A 14,563-nucleotide genomic window follows, 5' to 3' on the forward strand; every position below is an offset into this window, starting at 1 on the left:
CGGCGCCCCTGTCACGGGGTGCCGAATTCGAGCCTTTGGGGCTTGCCAGAGGCGAGCGAGGAGGTAGTGTCGCAGCCCCGGCCCAGACGACGCCGGAGCGGGGACAAAGAGGCCAATTATGAAGCTCAGCATTGAACGCGGCACGCTTTTGAAGGCGGTGTCCCAGGCGCAATCGGTCGTGGAGCGCCGCAACACGATCCCCATTCTCGCCAACGTGCTGATCGAGGCCGAGGGGAATTCCGTCAGCTTTCGCGCCACGGACCTCGATATCGAAGTCGTCGACAAGGCCGAAGCCATGGTGGAGCGTGCCGGAGCCACCACCGTGAGCGCGGTGACACTCCATGAAATCGTCCGCAAGCTGCCGGACGGAGCGCTCGTGTCTCTCTCCGATGACGGCACGCGCGGCCGCCTGACCGTGGAAGCCGGGCGGTCCAATTTCAATCTGGCGACCCTGCCCAAGGAGGACTTCCCGGTGATGACCTCCTCTGAGTACACGGCGAATTTCACCTGTGCGGCCCCGACGCTGCGGCGTCTCTTTGACAAGTCGAAGTTCGCGATCTCCACCGAGGAGACGCGGTACTACCTCAACGGCGTCTATATGCACGTCGCCGAAGGCGGCGATGGGCGCGTGCTGCGCTGTGTAGCGACCGACGGCCACCGCCTAGCGCGCATCGATGCAGATCTTCCGAGCGACGCTGAAAACATGCCCGGCGTCATCGTGCCCCGAAAGACCGTCGGTGAGCTCCGCAAGCTCCTCGACGACGATGAGGCCGAGATCTCGGTCAGCGTGAGTGAAACCAAGGTGCGCTTCGCGACCGAGAAAGTGACGTTGACCTCAAAGGTCATCGACGGGACCTTCCCGGATTACATGCGCGTCATCCCCACGTCGAACACGCGACGGCTGGAGGTGGATGCAGGTGAATTCGCCCAGGCCGTCGATCGCGTGGCTACGGTGAGTTCGGAACGGTCCCGCGCGGTAAAGCTTCAGCTGGACGAGGACAGGCTGGTTCTCTCCGTCAATGCGCCTGACAGCGGCGCTGCCGAGGAAGAGCTTGGCGTCGCCTACGGCGATGAAAAGCTCGAGATTGGCTTCAACGCGAAGTACCTGCTCGAGATCGCGAGCCAGGTGGACCGAGAAAACGCCGTCTTTCTGTTCAACTCCGCCGGTGACCCCACCTTGATGCGCGAAGGCACTGACGAAAGCGCCGTCTACGTCGTGATGCCAATGCGCGTCTGAGCGCGGCCATGGCGCAGCCTCTCAGAGGTCTGCCCGGGTCTTCGAAGCTAATCGCGAGCCATCGAAAGGGAGACGCGCGGTGCTTTTTGTAGAGCATCTGACGCTCTCTCACTTCAGATCCCACAAGATCGCGCGTCTCGCGCTCGACGGTCGACCTGTCGTGCTGTTCGGATCGAACGGGGCCGGGAAGACAAATGTGCTGGAAGCCGTGTCGCTCCTTTCTCCGGGCCGAGGGCTGAGGCGTGCTGCGGCTGACGAGATGACCCGGCAGCCCGATGCCGTCGGGTGGAAAATCATGGCCGATGCAGGCGGCCATGAAATCGAGACTTGGTCTGAAGGCGGCGCCGCGCGCAGTGCTCGGATCGATGGCAAGGCAGCGACACAGGCCGCGCTGGGCCGGCTCCTGCGGGTCCTTTGGCTCATCCCGGCGATGGATCGCCTTTGGATCGAAGGTGCAGAAGGACGCCGCCGTTTTCTGGATCGCATGACGCTGAGCTTTCATCCGGAGCATGGAGACGCGTCCCTCACCTATGAGAAGGCCATGCGCGAGCGGAACAGGCTCTTGAAGGAGCAAGTCACGGATCCAGCATGGTACCGTGCACTGGAGGGACGGATGGCAGAGGCCGGGGAAGCCATCATAGCAGCGCGCGCCTCGACCCTGGCCGCGCTCGCTGACGCGCAAGAGGAGGTTGAGACGGCCTTCCCGACCGCGGATCTCGCCCTCACGCACCCCGAAACGGAGCTTCCACCCCAAAAGGAGGAACTCGCCGCCGCGTGGGAAGAGACCCGTCGCCGAGACCTGGCCGCCGGCAGAACGCTTCTCGGGCCGCATCGCATCGACATGGAAGGCACCTATCAAGCCAAGTGCATCAATGCGCGCGCGGCCTCGACAGGCGAGCAAAAGGCTCTCCTCGTGTCACTCATCCTCGCCAATGCGCGCGCGCTTGCTGCGGAGATCGGGGCGCCACCCTTGCTCCTTCTCGATGAAGTTGCCGCGCATCTCGATCAAGGCAGGCAGGCCGCACTTTATGACGAGATCTGCGCTCTTGGCGCGCAGGCATGGATGACAGGGACCGGCCGCGAGCTGTTCGATGCTTTGGGAGACCGTGCGCAGTACTTCGAGGTGCAAGAAACGGACGGCCAATCCTCGTTGGTTGCGCTGTGACACTCGATGCTATCGATATCGCGCTCTACGCGTTCGCAGTCCTCATTCTGTTTCTCACACCGGGGCCCGTCTGGGTCGCGTTGCTTGCGCGCGGGATGTCATCTGGGTTCTCAGGGGTCTGGCCGCTCGCCTTGGGCGTGGCGATCGGAGATGCGGTCTGGCCCTTCCTCGCAATTGTTGGCGTCTCTCTCCTCGTTCAGGAAATCGAGGGCCTCCTGACAGTTCTCCGTTGGGTGGCCGCGGCGATGTTCCTCACCATGGGCATTCTTCTCATTCGACAGGCGGCCAAGCCCTTGGGCAGCGACTCGCGCCTCACGCGGCCGGGCATGTGGGCTGGCTTTGTCGCTGGCGTGCTGGTGATCCTCGGAAACCCGAAGGCGATCCTGTTCTACATGGGCGTGCTGCCGGGGTTCTTCGATCTGACGAAGGTCACGGCGGGCGACATCGCGGCCATTGTCGCGGCCTCCATTATTGTCCCGCTGGCGGGAAATCTCGCGTTGGGCGCGTTCGTGGATCGCGGTCGTCGGCTGCTCAGCAGCGCGCGTGCCCGTACCCGTCTCAATACCGCTTCAGGCATGCTCCTGATCGGCGTGGGGTGCATCATCCCGTTCACTTGAGGGCGCTGTGGATAAGCTGGTGGACAGGCGCCCAGTGAAGCAATGATTCTCCTTGTCTGCGAGACGTTTGGGCGTAGCAAACATCGCCGCCAAATCTGGCCCAATCGCGTGACATTTCCCGCTCGGATGCGTATAAACCCATAGGAAAAGAAGAAGGGTCAGAACGTGGCCGAAAACGAGCAAGAGCAGCCGGAATACGGTGCAGATTCCATCAAGGTTCTCAAGGGCTTGGAGGCGGTCAGAAAGCGCCCGGGCATGTATATCGGAGATACCGATGATGGCTCTGGCCTCCATCATATGGTCTACGAGGTCGTCGATAATGGGATCGATGAAGCCCTCGCGGGCCATGCCGACTTTGTGCACGTCAAAATCCACACCGACAGCTCTGTCTCGGTCTCCGATAATGGGCGTGGGATACCGGTGGGTATCCACGAGGAAGAAGGGGTCTCCGCCGCCGAGGTGATCATGACCCAGCTCCACGCCGGCGGAAAATTCGACTCCAATTCCTACAAGGTGTCCGGCGGACTCCATGGCGTTGGCGTGTCTGTCGTCAACGCACTTTCCGTTTGGCTTGAGCTTCGCATCTGGCGCGATGGCAAGGAGCACATTGCGCGGTTTGAACATGGTGAGACGGTCAAGCACCTCGAGGTCGTCGGTGACGCTGGCGGGAAAAGCGGAACGGAGGTGCGCTTCCTCGCCTCCACAGGCACCTTCTCAAATCTCGACTACGTCTTCGACACTCTGGAGAAGCGCCTGCGTGAGCTTGCATTCCTGAATTCCGGCGTGCGCATCATTCTCGAAGATGAGCGCCCGGCAGAGCCGCTCCGCACGGAGCTTTTCTACGAAGGCGGCGTCAAGGAGTTCGTGAAGTATCTGGATCGCTCCAAGAGCTCGATCATGAGCGAGCCCATCTATGTCACCGGGGAGCGTGACGACATCGGCGTTGAAGTCGCCATGTGGTGGAACGACAGCTTCAACGAGATGGTGCTGCCCTTCACCAATAACATCCCACAGCGCGACGGCGGCACCCACCTCGCCGGATACCGGGGCGCGTTGACCCGGACGATCCAGAAATACGCGACCGACACGGGCATCGCAAAGCGGGAGAAGGTGAACTTCACCGGGGACGACGCCCGTGAAGGTCTGACCTGCGTTCTGTCGGTGAAGGTGCCGGACCCGAAGTTCTCCTCTCAGACGAAGGACAAGCTCGTCTCCTCCGAAGTGCGCCCAGCCGTGGAGAACCTTGTCGGTGAGAAACTCACGGAGTGGTTCGAGGAGAACCCGAACGAAGCCAAGCAGATCGTCGGCAAGATCATCGAAGCCGCGCTGGCGCGAGAAGCTGCGCGCAAGGCAAGAGAGTTGACGCGCCGCAAGACGGCGATGGACGTCAACTTCCTCGCAGGGAAACTCAAGGACTGCTCCGAGAAGGACCCGTCCAAGACGGAGCTCTTCCTCGTCGAGGGTGACTCGGCCGGCGGCTCCGCACAGACGGGGCGCGACCGCCGCACCCAGGCCGTCCTGCCCCTCCGCGGCAAGATCCTGAACGTCGAACGCGCGCGCTTCGACCGGATGCTGTCCAGCCAGGAAATCGGCAATCTCGTCATGGCGCTGGGCACTGGCATCGGGCGTGACGAGTTCAACATCGAGAAGTTGCGCTACCACAAGATCGTCATCATGACCGATGCTGACGTGGACGGGGCCCATATCCGTACGCTGCTGCTCACGTTCTTCTTCCGCCAGATGCCCGAGCTCATCGAGGGCGGATACCTCTACATCGCGCAGCCGCCGCTCTACAAAGTCTCGCGCGGACGGTCCGAGGTGTATCTGAAGGATCAGGCGGCCCTCGATGACTATCTCATCGAGCAGGGTGTCGATGGCGCGGTCCTTAGGCTTTCCTCCGGCGAAGAAATCATCGGGCAGGACCTGGCACGCGTGGTGCAGGAAGCGAGAAACCTCAAGCGTCTTCTCGATGCCTTCCCCACGCACTATCCCCGCCACATCTTGGAGCAGGCCGCGATTGCCGGGGCCTTTGTGCCCGGCGCTGTGGATGCCGACCTTCAAGGCGTGGCAGATCGCGTCGCCGCCAGGCTCGACCTGATCGCACTGGAATATGAACGTGGGTGGCAGGGCCGCATTACGCAGGACCGTGGCATTCGGCTCGCGCGCATTCTGCGGGGCGTCGAGGAAGTCCGCACACTCGATGGCAAGATGCTCCGCTCGGGAGAGGCATCGCGTACGGGAAGCTTCACGCAGTCACTGCAGGAGGTCTACGCCCAGCCCGCCACGCTGCACCGAAAGGAGCGGCATCAACTCATCCTTGGCCCGCTCACGCTCCTCGAGGCAATTCTCGAGGAAGGTGAGAAAGGCAACCAGCTCCAGCGCTACAAGGGCCTTGGCGAGATGAACCCCGACCAGCTCTGGGAAACCACGCTGGACCCGGACGCGCGCACGTTCCTCCAAGTGAAGATCGATGACGTGGCCGAGGCCGATGACCTCTTCACCAAGCTCATGGGAGATGTGGTGGAGCCACGGCGCGAGTTCATCCAGGACAATGCGCTGAGTGTGGCGAACCTCGATTTCTAGGCGGTCGCCCGATCCTCGGCTTCCTCAGGGAAGCCGAATGTCCAGAAGCACAGGGTGATGGTCCGAGGGCCAAACGGCGCCGAGCTTTTCGTTGAAGATCATGGCCTCGCCTGGAACGAGCCCGGAGGTCACGCCGATATGGTCGATTGCGCCAAAGATGTGGAGACCGCGATCGAGGTGGAAGGTGGCGCCGGGCGGTTTGGGAAAGGTCAATCCTTGCGCTTCGTAACGCTCATGCGCGGCTGAGCCGTGGAGCGCGTTGAAATCCCCCAGCAAAATGAGCTCTTCCCCGGCGGCGAGCCACGGAGCGATGCGCTCTGAAACGAGGGCGTGGGAGGCCTGCCTGTTCACCCGAGAGAAGGCATCGGGATGAATGTTGACCACGCGAAAGCGGGTTGGATGGTCGCCCAAAACAGTCTCGAACAAAGCCCAACTCGCAAAAGATGGGCTCGCACCATCAAAGCCTCTCGAGTAGAGAACGTCCGGCGTTCTCGAGAAATGAAACCACCCCTCATCGACCACGCGAAGCGTCTCGCGGCGATAAAAAATCGGCTGCGTGGGAGGAAGGGTGCGAGCATCGCCCGTGGCGGCGGCTGCATAGGCAAGGTTTTCCGCAAGCAGGAAATCACGGGTCAGGTTGATGTTGCCGTCCCCCCTGCGAGAGAAGCACTCCATCTCCTGAAATCCGATGATGTCGGCCTCCAGTTTCTTGAAGGCGGCATCCATCGGTCCTTTTCGCGCCTTCCAGCCGGAAAGCCCCCAGCGGCCCTCTTCCTGCTCGAGCCAGATGTAGTGGACATTCCAAGACGCGACGCGAAACGCCGCTTCAGGCTTCGGCGGCAGCGCGGCACTTGGTGAGAGGCGCACCTGCTGACATCCGATGAGCGCCAAGGGCACGATGATGAGCGCAATTAGGATCCAAGCCATTCGGGGCACCACACAACTCCTCCCGGGACGGAACAAACCCGGGGGCCCCCCGCGTTTTCCCGTCAATCAAAGGAGACGAAACATGGCCGAGAAGGCAATAGACAGCACGCAACCCGACGCCAACGCCCATGCCGAGGACCTCACTGAAGTGACGCCTGGCGAGCGCAAGGCGAAGCGGACGGAAGAAACCGACTACTCCGACCCGCCGGTGGCCGACCTCGCTCAAGAGCTTCCCCCCGAAGCAAAGGAGGCCATGCGGCTTGAAGGCGACTGGTCCGGCGATGGAGATGAAAACCACGCCGATGACGCGCAAGCATCGGAAGATAACCTGCGCGACAACGGCTAGCCTTACATTTCGTGTATCTCAGCCACCTCGACGGACCCTGTTCCGTCGAGGACCATTGGGTTCTTCGCGGCCGCGGCGCAGGCTGCCTCAATATCTGGCATCGTCAGGATCGTGTATCCTGACACAGGGTTAGCGCCCCCATTATGGACATGCCCCGCAGAACTCACGGTGTGACTGCCCATCACCGGATTTCCCGGATCGACCGTGGCCTTTCCGAGTTTTTCATACCAATCGCCCCAAGCCGCCATGGCCTTTGCACCCTCTTCGGGCGTGTCGGGCATCTTCCCGCCGTGATAAATCAATAGATAGTTTGGCATATGCAGACCCTCCTTGCGGGCGTCATCATGCCACGAAAGCAAGATTCGCTTAAGCGTCGAGCCCGTGCTTGAGCAATACCGGCACGACGACCTCTTCTTCGTCCCAAAGGTGCCTGTGGAGAAGAGCCTGGAGCAGCCGGACCTCCACAAGAGCCTTGTCCACGGCACGCCGATCATCAGTCGACCGAAGGACGGCATTGGCCGCCGTTGCCGTATGCTCGAGCCTTTCGGCGAGATCGTGGTGGTCCGCATCTAGGATCTGAAATGCGTGCTCTAAGCGTGGTTCCATCGGGATCAGCCGCGGAAAATAGTGCTCATCCTCGATGTGATGGTGCTCATGGAGCCCACCGAGCAGTGCGTTTCCGTAGCGCGAGAGGTTTGGCGCTGTGCGCTGGGGATCGGTGCGCCCATCGAGGTGACCTTCGAGCAGACCGACAAGAGCGACGCAGATCTCCCGGAACATGGCATGGCGCTCCAGCCAAAACCGGATGAGGTCGGAGAAAGCCGGGTCAGCCTCCCATGCCTCGCGGGGATACTCCTTGAGCAAGACGCGGAGAGGCTCAGAGAGGCCATCGCGCTCGGCCAGAGCGTCAGTCATGGCCACCGATGCGTCTCTGCTTCATGCGCTCCTGGAAGCGGGCCCGGTCTGTCTCGTCATACTCGTCCACGCATTGGTGGCATCGCACGCCTTCGAGGTATTCGGCGCGCTGGGTATCCTCGGGCGCGAGCGGGCGGCGGCAAGCGTGACAAAGACTGTGAGGACCTTCCCGCAAGCCATGTTGGACACTCACGCGCTTATCAAAGACGAAGCACGCGCCGCGCCAGGAGCTCTCGGTCTCCGGAATGTCTTCGAGGTATTTCAGAATGCCACCTTCCAGGTGATAGACATCCTTCACTCCCTCCGAGAGCAGATAGTTGGTGGATTTTTCGCAGCGAATGCCACCGGTGCAGAACATGGCGACGCGCTTTCCCTCGAAACGTTGCCTGTTCGCCTGCCACCATGCAGGGAAGTCGCCAAAGCTCTTCGTCTGCGGGTCTATCGCCCCCTCGAAGCTACCGATGGCCACTTCGAAATCGTTGCGCGTGTCTATCGTCACCACGTCGGGCGCCTTGATGAGCGCGTCCCAGTCTTTGGGTGCCACGTAGTGACCTGTTCCGTCCGCAGGCCTCACGTGCGGCTGGCCCATCGTCACGATCTCGCGCTTGATGCGCACCTTGAGCTTTTTGAACGGTGCCTCTGTGGCCGCGCTTTCCTTCCAGTTCAGATCCTGGCAGCCGGGCAGTGCACGGATTGTCGCGAGCACTGCGTCTATACCGTTCCTTGTCCCTGCGATGGTGCCGTTGATGCCCTCGGGCGCGAGGAGGATCGTGCCGCGCACGTCCGCGGCTTCGGCAACCTCCACCAGCCCGGGTTTGAGCGCGGCGGGGTCGTCTAAGGGCGTGAAGTGATAGAGGGCGGCAATGGTGAACATGCGGCGGCAGATACGCATTTGCCTTCCCGCGCTCAATCCCTACGCTTTGCGGCATGATCCGAAAGAAGCTCACGAAGGCGAAAGTCAAAGGCGGCGGCGACGGGCGCGCCCGAGCCCAGCTCGAGGCCTACATCACCGCGCAAAAGCTCGATGAGAAGGCGCTCGAGACCGAGCTTCATTCAGGTGTCGCGGCCACGCGGATCGGGCAAATCGGGCTTGCCACGACAGCCGAGCCTGATGGCCTTGCATGTGCGGCCGGGTGCGCGTTTTGCTGCATCCTTCAGGGTGAAGACGGTGGCGTGATCACGGGCGCAGAGGCCAAGGCGCTCCATGCCGCGCTTGCCCCGCTGCAGGGACACCCCGATGGGCGCGACTGGCATCCGAAGGCCTGTCCATCGCTTGATCCCGAGACCCGCACCTGCCGCGCCTATGCGGCCCGGCCGATGATCTGCCGAAGCTATGTCAGCCGGGACGCGGCCGCATGCGAGGAGATCGCCGAGGGCAGGGCTGCCGAGGGCACCGGCACCCGTGCGGCGTATGGCACATACTTGACCGTGCATGCGCTCGCGCGCGCGGCTTTGGGCCCCGGCCATGCACCCACCTATGCGCTGCGCAAGGTCGCGGAGGCCGCCGTCGAAGGCGTGCCACTCGACGCCGCGCTCAAGGCTGCGCGGCACCGTCCAGCCGAGCTCATCGAAGAGCGCAAGCGCGCGACCCTTGCTTGAAGCGGACCCTTGCCATGACACATGCCCTCCTCGTGATCGATGTTCAGAATGATTTTTGCCCCGGCGGTGCGCTCGCAGTGGCCGGGGGTGACGAGATCGTTCCGGGCATCAATGCCCTCATGGCCGATTTCGAGGCGGTGATCCTGACGCAGGATTGGCATCCGGCAGGCCACTCGTCCTTCGCGTCCAGCCATCCCGGCGCGGAGCCCATGAGCATGATCGACATGCCCTATGGGCCGCAGGTCCTTTGGCCCGATCACTGCATTCAGGGAAGTCACGGAGCTGCCTTCCATGCCGACCTCGCCGTGGACCGGGCGGACATGATCATCCGGAAGGGCTTCAATCCCGCCATCGACAGCTATTCCGCCATGTTCGAAAATGACCATGAGACGCCGACGGGTCTTGAAGGCTATCTTCGGACGCGGGGCATCACCGCGCTGACGCTCGTAGGCCTTGCAACCGATTTTTGTGTGAATTTCTCGGCAGTGGATGCGGCAAAAGCCGGCTTCGAGGTCACCTTGCGCGAAGATCTCACGAGGGCAATCGATCTGGATGGCTCACTTGGCGTAGCCCATCAGGGGATGAAGAAGGCTGGTGTCCGCCTCACATGAGGCCGGAAAACCCGGCGAGGTATCCAGCAAATGCCATGATCCCGAAGGCAACACCGACCTTCATGGGCGTCCGCTCCGGCGCAGCGGGTATTGCCACGATAGGGCCAAAAGGCTGCGCGGTGGCGACGGCCTTAGCGAGCTCAGAGATGTCGAACTCCGTGGTGTGGTCGCGCCGGGGCGTTTCGTCATCGTCGCGCATCGCAGCGTCCAAGCACGCGGCGACATATTCGCGAGCGCCGGCATCCCGATACGCATAGTGCCCCGCTGGGACGTTCGATGAGGAGGGCTCCAAAGAAATTCCCGCGTCTTCCAAGAGTGCGCCGATCCGCGGATCGGCATCCCGTGCCGCCTGTGCGGTGGCCGGATCCCGGAACGCCGCCACGAAGAGGCCGAGGCTCTCTTTGTCTTCTGGAAGGATGTCGATATCGTAGTTCAAAGCCATGGGCTCATATCCGAACTGCCACCACAATCAACTCAACCTTGCATTGAATTGTGGGCGGATTGGGACGTCTTCATGGAATGTTAACGGAAAGACCTTGCCCCTTCTGGACGGGAGCGCTTTGATCCTCACCGTCGAGCTGGGAGGCCCTGATGGTCGATATCGCCACGCGTGTGTGGAACCACAAATGGAAGATCGACCCCATCGTAAGGTCGCTCATCGACACGGATTTCTACAAGTTGCTCATGTGCCAGTCCGTATTCCGGAACCGTCCGGAGACGCAGGTCACATTCTCTCTCATCAACCGCTCCAAGGACATCAAGCTCGCGGAGTTGATCGACGAGGGTGAGCTCAGAGAGCAGCTCGATCATATCCGCTCGCTCAGCTTGAGCCGGGGCGAAAGTACGTGGCTGCGCGGCAATACATTCTACGGCAAACGGCAGATGTTTCGCCCCGACTTCATGGAGTGGTTCGAGGGGCTCAAGCTCCCGGCGTACCACCTGGAAAAGCGGGACGGACAGTACGAGCTCACCTTCGAGGGCTCTTGGCCGGAGGTCATGCTCTGGGAAATCCCGGCGCTCTCGGTGCTGATGGAGCTGCGCGGGCGGGCCGTCGTCAATGCCATGGGCCGCTTTGAATTGCAGGTGCTGTACGCTCGCGCCATGGCGAAGCTTTGGGAGAAGATCGAGCGCCTGCGTGCGCTCGATGGTCTCCTGATCGCGGATTTCGGGACACGTCGCCGCCATTCGTATCTCTGGCAGGACTGGGCGGTGCAGGCCATGATCGAGGGGCTAGGCCCGCGCTTCATCGGAACCTCGAATTGCCTCATCGCGATGCAGAGGGAGGTCGAGGCCATCGGGACAAACGCGCACGAGCTGCCCATGGTCTATGCCGCCCTCGCGCGGGATGATGACGGACTCGCCCGGGCGCCTTACGAGGTGCTGGCGGATTGGCACGAAGAGCATGATGGCAATCTGCGCATCATCCTTCCGGATACCTATGGGAGCGAGGGCTTCCTCGAACGCGCGCCGGACTGGCTCGCACGTTGGACCGGGATCCGCATTGACTCAGGCAAGCCGGAAGAGGGCGCGGAGACCGCGATCCGCTGGTGGAAAGAGCGCGGAGAAGATCCCACGGAGAAGCTCATCATCTTCTCCGACGGGCTGGATGTGGAGAAGATCGAGGCGCTTCACACGCAGTTTGCGGGGCGTGTTAGGGTCTCTTTCGGTTGGGGAACCCTTCTCACGAACGATTTCCGCGGCTTGACCCCCGGCGATAGCCTCGCGCCGTTTTCGCTCGTCTGCAAAGCGGTGTCAGCGGATGGCCGCGCCACGGTGAAGCTCTCCGACAACCCCAACAAAGCCATGGGGCCGAAGGATGAAATCGAGCGGTACAAGCGAGTCTTCGGCGTGGGCCAGCAGGAAAAACTCGAGGTCGTCGTCTAGCTCTCACCCATCCAGTGGTGGACCGCCGCGAGCGCCCGATCTGCCAGGGCGCGCTGCTCCGCTTCGGCCCTCGCTGCACGCGAGATGGCCCAGCCGCAGCTGGCGAGCGCGCGCAGCATCGTGAAAAAGCGCAGCCGCTCAAGGGTCGGCGGTATCCTCAGCGTGCCATAGCCCGCCAAAAGCGCGTCCTGCAGCAAGGGCAGCTTGGGATGGGAAAGATGCTGAACCATCGCGGTGCCGAGGTCGTAGGCGCGGTATCCAAAGCCCGCATCGTCGAAATCGATCAGCGCGAGACCCGCGGGCGTGGCGAGGATGTTCTCCTGAAGGCAGTCGGCGTGGATGAGGCCCGCATCAACGGCGTCCATGTCCACGAGTTCGTCATAGGCCTGGGCTTTCACCTGCAAGAGGAGCTCCTGTTCAGACCCATCGAGCGTCGGATTCTCCCAAAAACGCCCCCATAGCGGCTCTTCGCCCAAGAGCGCATCCGCGTCCCATGCAGGGCGCTGGATATCGTCTGTCTCGACGGCATCGGTTGCATCGTGGAATGCAGCGATCAGCGCACCGACGGCTGCGTAGAGCGCGCGAAGCTCTTCATCCGTGCCCGGTAACTCCCGGCCTCCTGCTCCGGTGGCGCGCCCCTCGAGCCACGTGACCGCGCTGGCATACTGACCGCCATGTACCGCCTTGAGGAATGTCTGATCCCCAGATGCCACGGGCCGCGGGCAGGGGAAGCCAAGATCAGCGAGGCGAGACATCCAGCGCAGCTCGCTCTCGATCGCCATGCGGCTTTGATACCCGGCACGATGAACACGCAAAGCAAGCTTTTGACCGTCAATTGTGCAGTAGTAGACCCTGTTTTCTCGTGCAGCGACGAGTGCCGGAGCGTCTTCCACATTGCCCCAAAGTCGGGCGACATCAGCTAGATCGGACATGTGGCGAGCGCCTTCTTCAGTGTCGTCATGAGGTGGTCCAAATGGCCCTCGCCAAAGGGCATGGGCGGGCGCAGCTTGAGGATGTTGCGATCCGGCCCGATCGTGCCAAGGAGTACCCCCTGCCTCCGCAGCTCCTCCATGAGCCAGACCGCGAGCTCTGGCACAGGCTCGTTGTCCCGGGTCAGCTCGACCGCGTAGAAGTGACCGCGGCCGCGTATATTTGCCTCCGCACGAAAGTCAGCGGACCGGAGCGCGTCAACGACGATCGATGACATCCGCGCGGCATGGGCTGTCAGTCCGTCGTCTTCGATCACGTCCAGCGTTGTAGAAGCGGCCGCAGCGCTCACCGGGTTCCCACCGAAGGTGTTGAAATAGCCGAACGCCTCTCGGAAGGCTGCCATAATCTCTGGGCGGGCAAGACAGGCTGCCACCGGATGACCGTTGCCCATGGGTTTGCCGAGCGTGGTGATATCGGCCCTGAGATCCATCCAACCTTGCGCCCAAAGATGTCGCCCGGTTCTGCCAAATCCCGACTGCACCTCGTCCGCGATGATGAGCCCGCCCGCATCTCGCACAACGGAAACGGTCGGGGCGAGAAAGTCATCGGGAAGGTCGGGGAGCCCTTCATTCGCGAATATCGGGCAGACCATGATGCCCGCAAAGCCCGCCCCGTTGGCCTCGAGCGCCTCGATGGCCGTGCGGACGCTCTCGGCAAAAGCTCTGCCCTGGCCTTCAGGCGTCCCTCCGAGCGGGGCGAGGGTGTGCGGGGCGGGGACAAAGCGCACGTGGTCTCCGTAGCCGCCTATGGGCGGGCGGCGCGTGCTGAGCTGGGAGACCGCTGCCGTGTTTCCATGGTATGTGGCGTCCGTCGCGATGAACCCGCGTTTCCCCGTGGCCGCCTGCGCCATACGGAGGGCAATGTCATTCGCCTCGGACCCAGTGCAGACGAGGATCGCCTGATGGTCCGTCTCGAACGTCGCGACAAGCCGCTCGACATAGCTCACCATCCCTTCGTGTAGGTAGCGGGAATGCGTGTTGAGCGTCGCTGCTTGCCGTGAAATCGCGTCCACGACGCGCGGGTGGCAATGACCGACATGGGCCACGTTATTGTAGCAGTCGAGGTATCGCTTACCGTCCGCATCCCAGAGCCAGCAGCCTTCTCCCCTCACGATATGGACGGGGTCGGCGTAGAATGTCGGCATGTTCGGGCCCAGCACGCGTGTCCGTCGCGCGAGGAGGTCACTCATTGGGTGACACCCTTCCCCGAAGCGCCTTCTTTTCCGCGGTCAGCGCCTTCGCTTTCAGGCGCCGCTTCTTTGATGCCAAGGTGGGCCGCGTCGGAATCCTGCGCTTCGGTTTTTCGAGCGCCTTCTGGATCAGGTCCTTGAGCCTCTCCCGCGCGATTTCTCGATTGCGCGCCTGGCTGCGTGTCTCCTGGACCTGCACGATGAGCGCGCCGTCTTGCGTCCAGCGTCGTCCCGCGAGCCGTCTCAGCCGCCGCTTCACCGGGTCCGGAAGATGGGGAGACCGCTCAGCTTCGAAGCGCAGTTCCACGGCCGTATTGACCTTGTTCACGTTCTGCCCGCCCGGACCGCTGGAGCGGGCGAAGGTCTCCACCATCTCCCAGTCCTCGATCGTGATGTCCCGGCTGATCTGCAGCATGGCCGCACCCTAACCTTGCCCCGTGCCGGTGGAAACCGGCTTGCGGCGGCAGCGCGGCTCCCGCAGGCTTGCGAGGAAGGAGGCT

Annotated in this window: 16 protein-coding genes; 8 read left to right on the forward strand and 8 right to left on the reverse strand. The window is 62.4% G+C overall.

The genetic code is table 11. From position 1 onward, the window contains the following. Positions 1 to 118 precede the first annotated feature (118 nt). The 4 genes from dnaN (at position 119) to gyrB (ending at position 5,602) form a co-directional block, all read left to right on the forward strand. Entirely contained in the window at positions 119 to 1,237 is a 1,119-nt protein-coding gene (dnaN, locus tag AAFM92_12430) for a DNA polymerase III subunit beta (GenBank protein ID MEL7301181.1), read from the forward strand. Between the two features lie 79 nt (positions 1,238 to 1,316). After that, on the forward strand, positions 1,317 to 2,402 hold the full coding sequence (recF, locus tag AAFM92_12435; GenBank protein MEL7301182.1) for a DNA replication/repair protein RecF: 1,086 nt from the start codon (positions 1,317 to 1,319) through the stop codon (positions 2,400 to 2,402). Further along, a complete protein-coding gene (locus tag AAFM92_12440) occupies positions 2,399 to 3,019 on the forward strand; it encodes a LysE family transporter (protein MEL7301183.1) in 621 nt (206 codons plus the stop codon). The genes recF and AAFM92_12440 overlap by 4 nt, the downstream gene beginning before the upstream one ends. Before the next feature lie 165 nt (positions 3,020 to 3,184). Continuing rightward, the gene (gene gyrB / locus AAFM92_12445) at positions 3,185 to 5,602 is read left to right on the forward strand and encodes a DNA topoisomerase (ATP-hydrolyzing) subunit B (GenBank protein MEL7301184.1); all 2,418 of its coding nucleotides are present in this window, start codon (positions 3,185 to 3,187) and stop codon (positions 5,600 to 5,602) included. A gap of 24 nt (positions 5,603 to 5,626) precedes the next feature. Here gyrB and AAFM92_12450 read toward each other — a convergent pair whose 3' ends face one another. Continuing rightward, positions 5,627 to 6,529, reverse strand: coding sequence for an endonuclease/exonuclease/phosphatase family protein (locus AAFM92_12450; GenBank protein ID MEL7301185.1), 903 nt, complete (start codon positions 6,527 to 6,529; stop codon positions 5,627 to 5,629). A gap of 82 nt (positions 6,530 to 6,611) precedes the next feature. Between AAFM92_12450 and AAFM92_12455 the strand changes: the two genes are divergently transcribed. Then, positions 6,612 to 6,875 carry a hypothetical protein gene (locus AAFM92_12455; GenBank protein MEL7301186.1) on the forward strand — a complete coding sequence of 88 codons (264 nt, stop codon included), beginning with the start codon at positions 6,612 to 6,614 and terminating at the stop codon, positions 6,873 to 6,875. A 2-nt stretch (positions 6,876 to 6,877) separates the two neighbouring features. Here AAFM92_12455 and AAFM92_12460 read toward each other — a convergent pair whose 3' ends face one another. Genes AAFM92_12460 through AAFM92_12470 form a run of 3 tightly spaced genes read right to left on the reverse strand, consistent with a single transcriptional unit; the run spans position 6,878 to position 8,664 of the window. Next, positions 6,878 to 7,192 (reverse strand): hypothetical protein, encoded by a 315-nt coding sequence (locus tag AAFM92_12460; GenBank protein ID MEL7301187.1) that lies wholly within the window; start codon positions 7,190 to 7,192, stop codon positions 6,878 to 6,880. Between the two features lie 49 nt (positions 7,193 to 7,241). Continuing rightward, complete coding sequence (locus tag AAFM92_12465) at positions 7,242 to 7,790, reverse strand: hemerythrin domain-containing protein (GenBank protein MEL7301188.1); 549 nt, start codon at positions 7,788 to 7,790, stop codon at positions 7,242 to 7,244. Continuing rightward, positions 7,783 to 8,664 carry a rhodanese-related sulfurtransferase gene (locus tag AAFM92_12470; protein ID MEL7301189.1) on the reverse strand — a complete coding sequence of 294 codons (882 nt, stop codon included), beginning with the start codon at positions 8,662 to 8,664 and terminating at the stop codon, positions 7,783 to 7,785. Before AAFM92_12470 ends, AAFM92_12465 begins: the two co-directional genes overlap by 8 nt. A 53-nt stretch (positions 8,665 to 8,717) precedes the next feature. On the opposite strand from AAFM92_12470, the gene AAFM92_12475 reads away from it, so the two are divergent. Next, positions 8,718 to 9,389 carry a YkgJ family cysteine cluster protein gene (locus AAFM92_12475; GenBank protein MEL7301190.1) on the forward strand — a complete coding sequence of 224 codons (672 nt, stop codon included), beginning with the start codon at positions 8,718 to 8,720 and terminating at the stop codon, positions 9,387 to 9,389. 14 nt (positions 9,390 to 9,403) lie between these two features. Beyond that, on the forward strand, positions 9,404 to 10,000 hold the full coding sequence (pncA, locus tag AAFM92_12480) for a bifunctional nicotinamidase/pyrazinamidase (GenBank protein ID MEL7301191.1): 597 nt from the start codon (positions 9,404 to 9,406) through the stop codon (positions 9,998 to 10,000). Here the strand turns inward: pncA and AAFM92_12485 are convergent. Then, positions 9,993 to 10,442 carry a hypothetical protein gene (locus AAFM92_12485; GenBank protein MEL7301192.1) on the reverse strand — a complete coding sequence of 150 codons (450 nt, stop codon included), beginning with the start codon at positions 10,440 to 10,442 and terminating at the stop codon, positions 9,993 to 9,995. The two genes, pncA and AAFM92_12485, sit on opposite strands and share 8 nt — an antisense overlap. A gap of 149 nt (positions 10,443 to 10,591) precedes the next feature. Between AAFM92_12485 and pncB the strand changes: the two genes are divergently transcribed. Further along, the gene (gene pncB / locus AAFM92_12490) at positions 10,592 to 11,884 is read left to right on the forward strand and encodes a nicotinate phosphoribosyltransferase (protein MEL7301193.1); all 1,293 of its coding nucleotides are present in this window, start codon (positions 10,592 to 10,594) and stop codon (positions 11,882 to 11,884) included. Here pncB and AAFM92_12495 read toward each other — a convergent pair. From AAFM92_12495 to arfB, 3 genes are read right to left on the reverse strand one after another with little or no spacing between them, the layout of a single operon-like run. Then, positions 11,881 to 12,816, reverse strand: a complete 936-nt coding sequence (locus AAFM92_12495) for a phosphotransferase (GenBank protein MEL7301194.1) — start codon at positions 12,814 to 12,816, stop codon at positions 11,881 to 11,883. The two genes, pncB and AAFM92_12495, sit on opposite strands and share 4 nt — an antisense overlap. After that, positions 12,804 to 14,063, reverse strand: a complete 1,260-nt coding sequence (locus AAFM92_12500) for an aspartate aminotransferase family protein (GenBank protein MEL7301195.1) — start codon at positions 14,061 to 14,063, stop codon at positions 12,804 to 12,806. The genes AAFM92_12495 and AAFM92_12500 overlap by 13 nt, the downstream gene beginning before the upstream one ends. After that, positions 14,056 to 14,478 carry an alternative ribosome rescue aminoacyl-tRNA hydrolase ArfB gene (gene arfB, locus AAFM92_12505; protein ID MEL7301196.1) on the reverse strand — a complete coding sequence of 141 codons (423 nt, stop codon included), beginning with the start codon at positions 14,476 to 14,478 and terminating at the stop codon, positions 14,056 to 14,058. Before arfB ends, AAFM92_12500 begins: the two co-directional genes overlap by 8 nt. Positions 14,479 to 14,563: the final 85 nt, after the last annotated feature.

It is taken from the genome of Pseudomonadota bacterium (genome assembly GCA_038533575.1).
Taxonomy (GTDB): Bacteria; Pseudomonadota; Alphaproteobacteria; order Rhodobacterales; family Rhodobacteraceae; genus Shimia_B.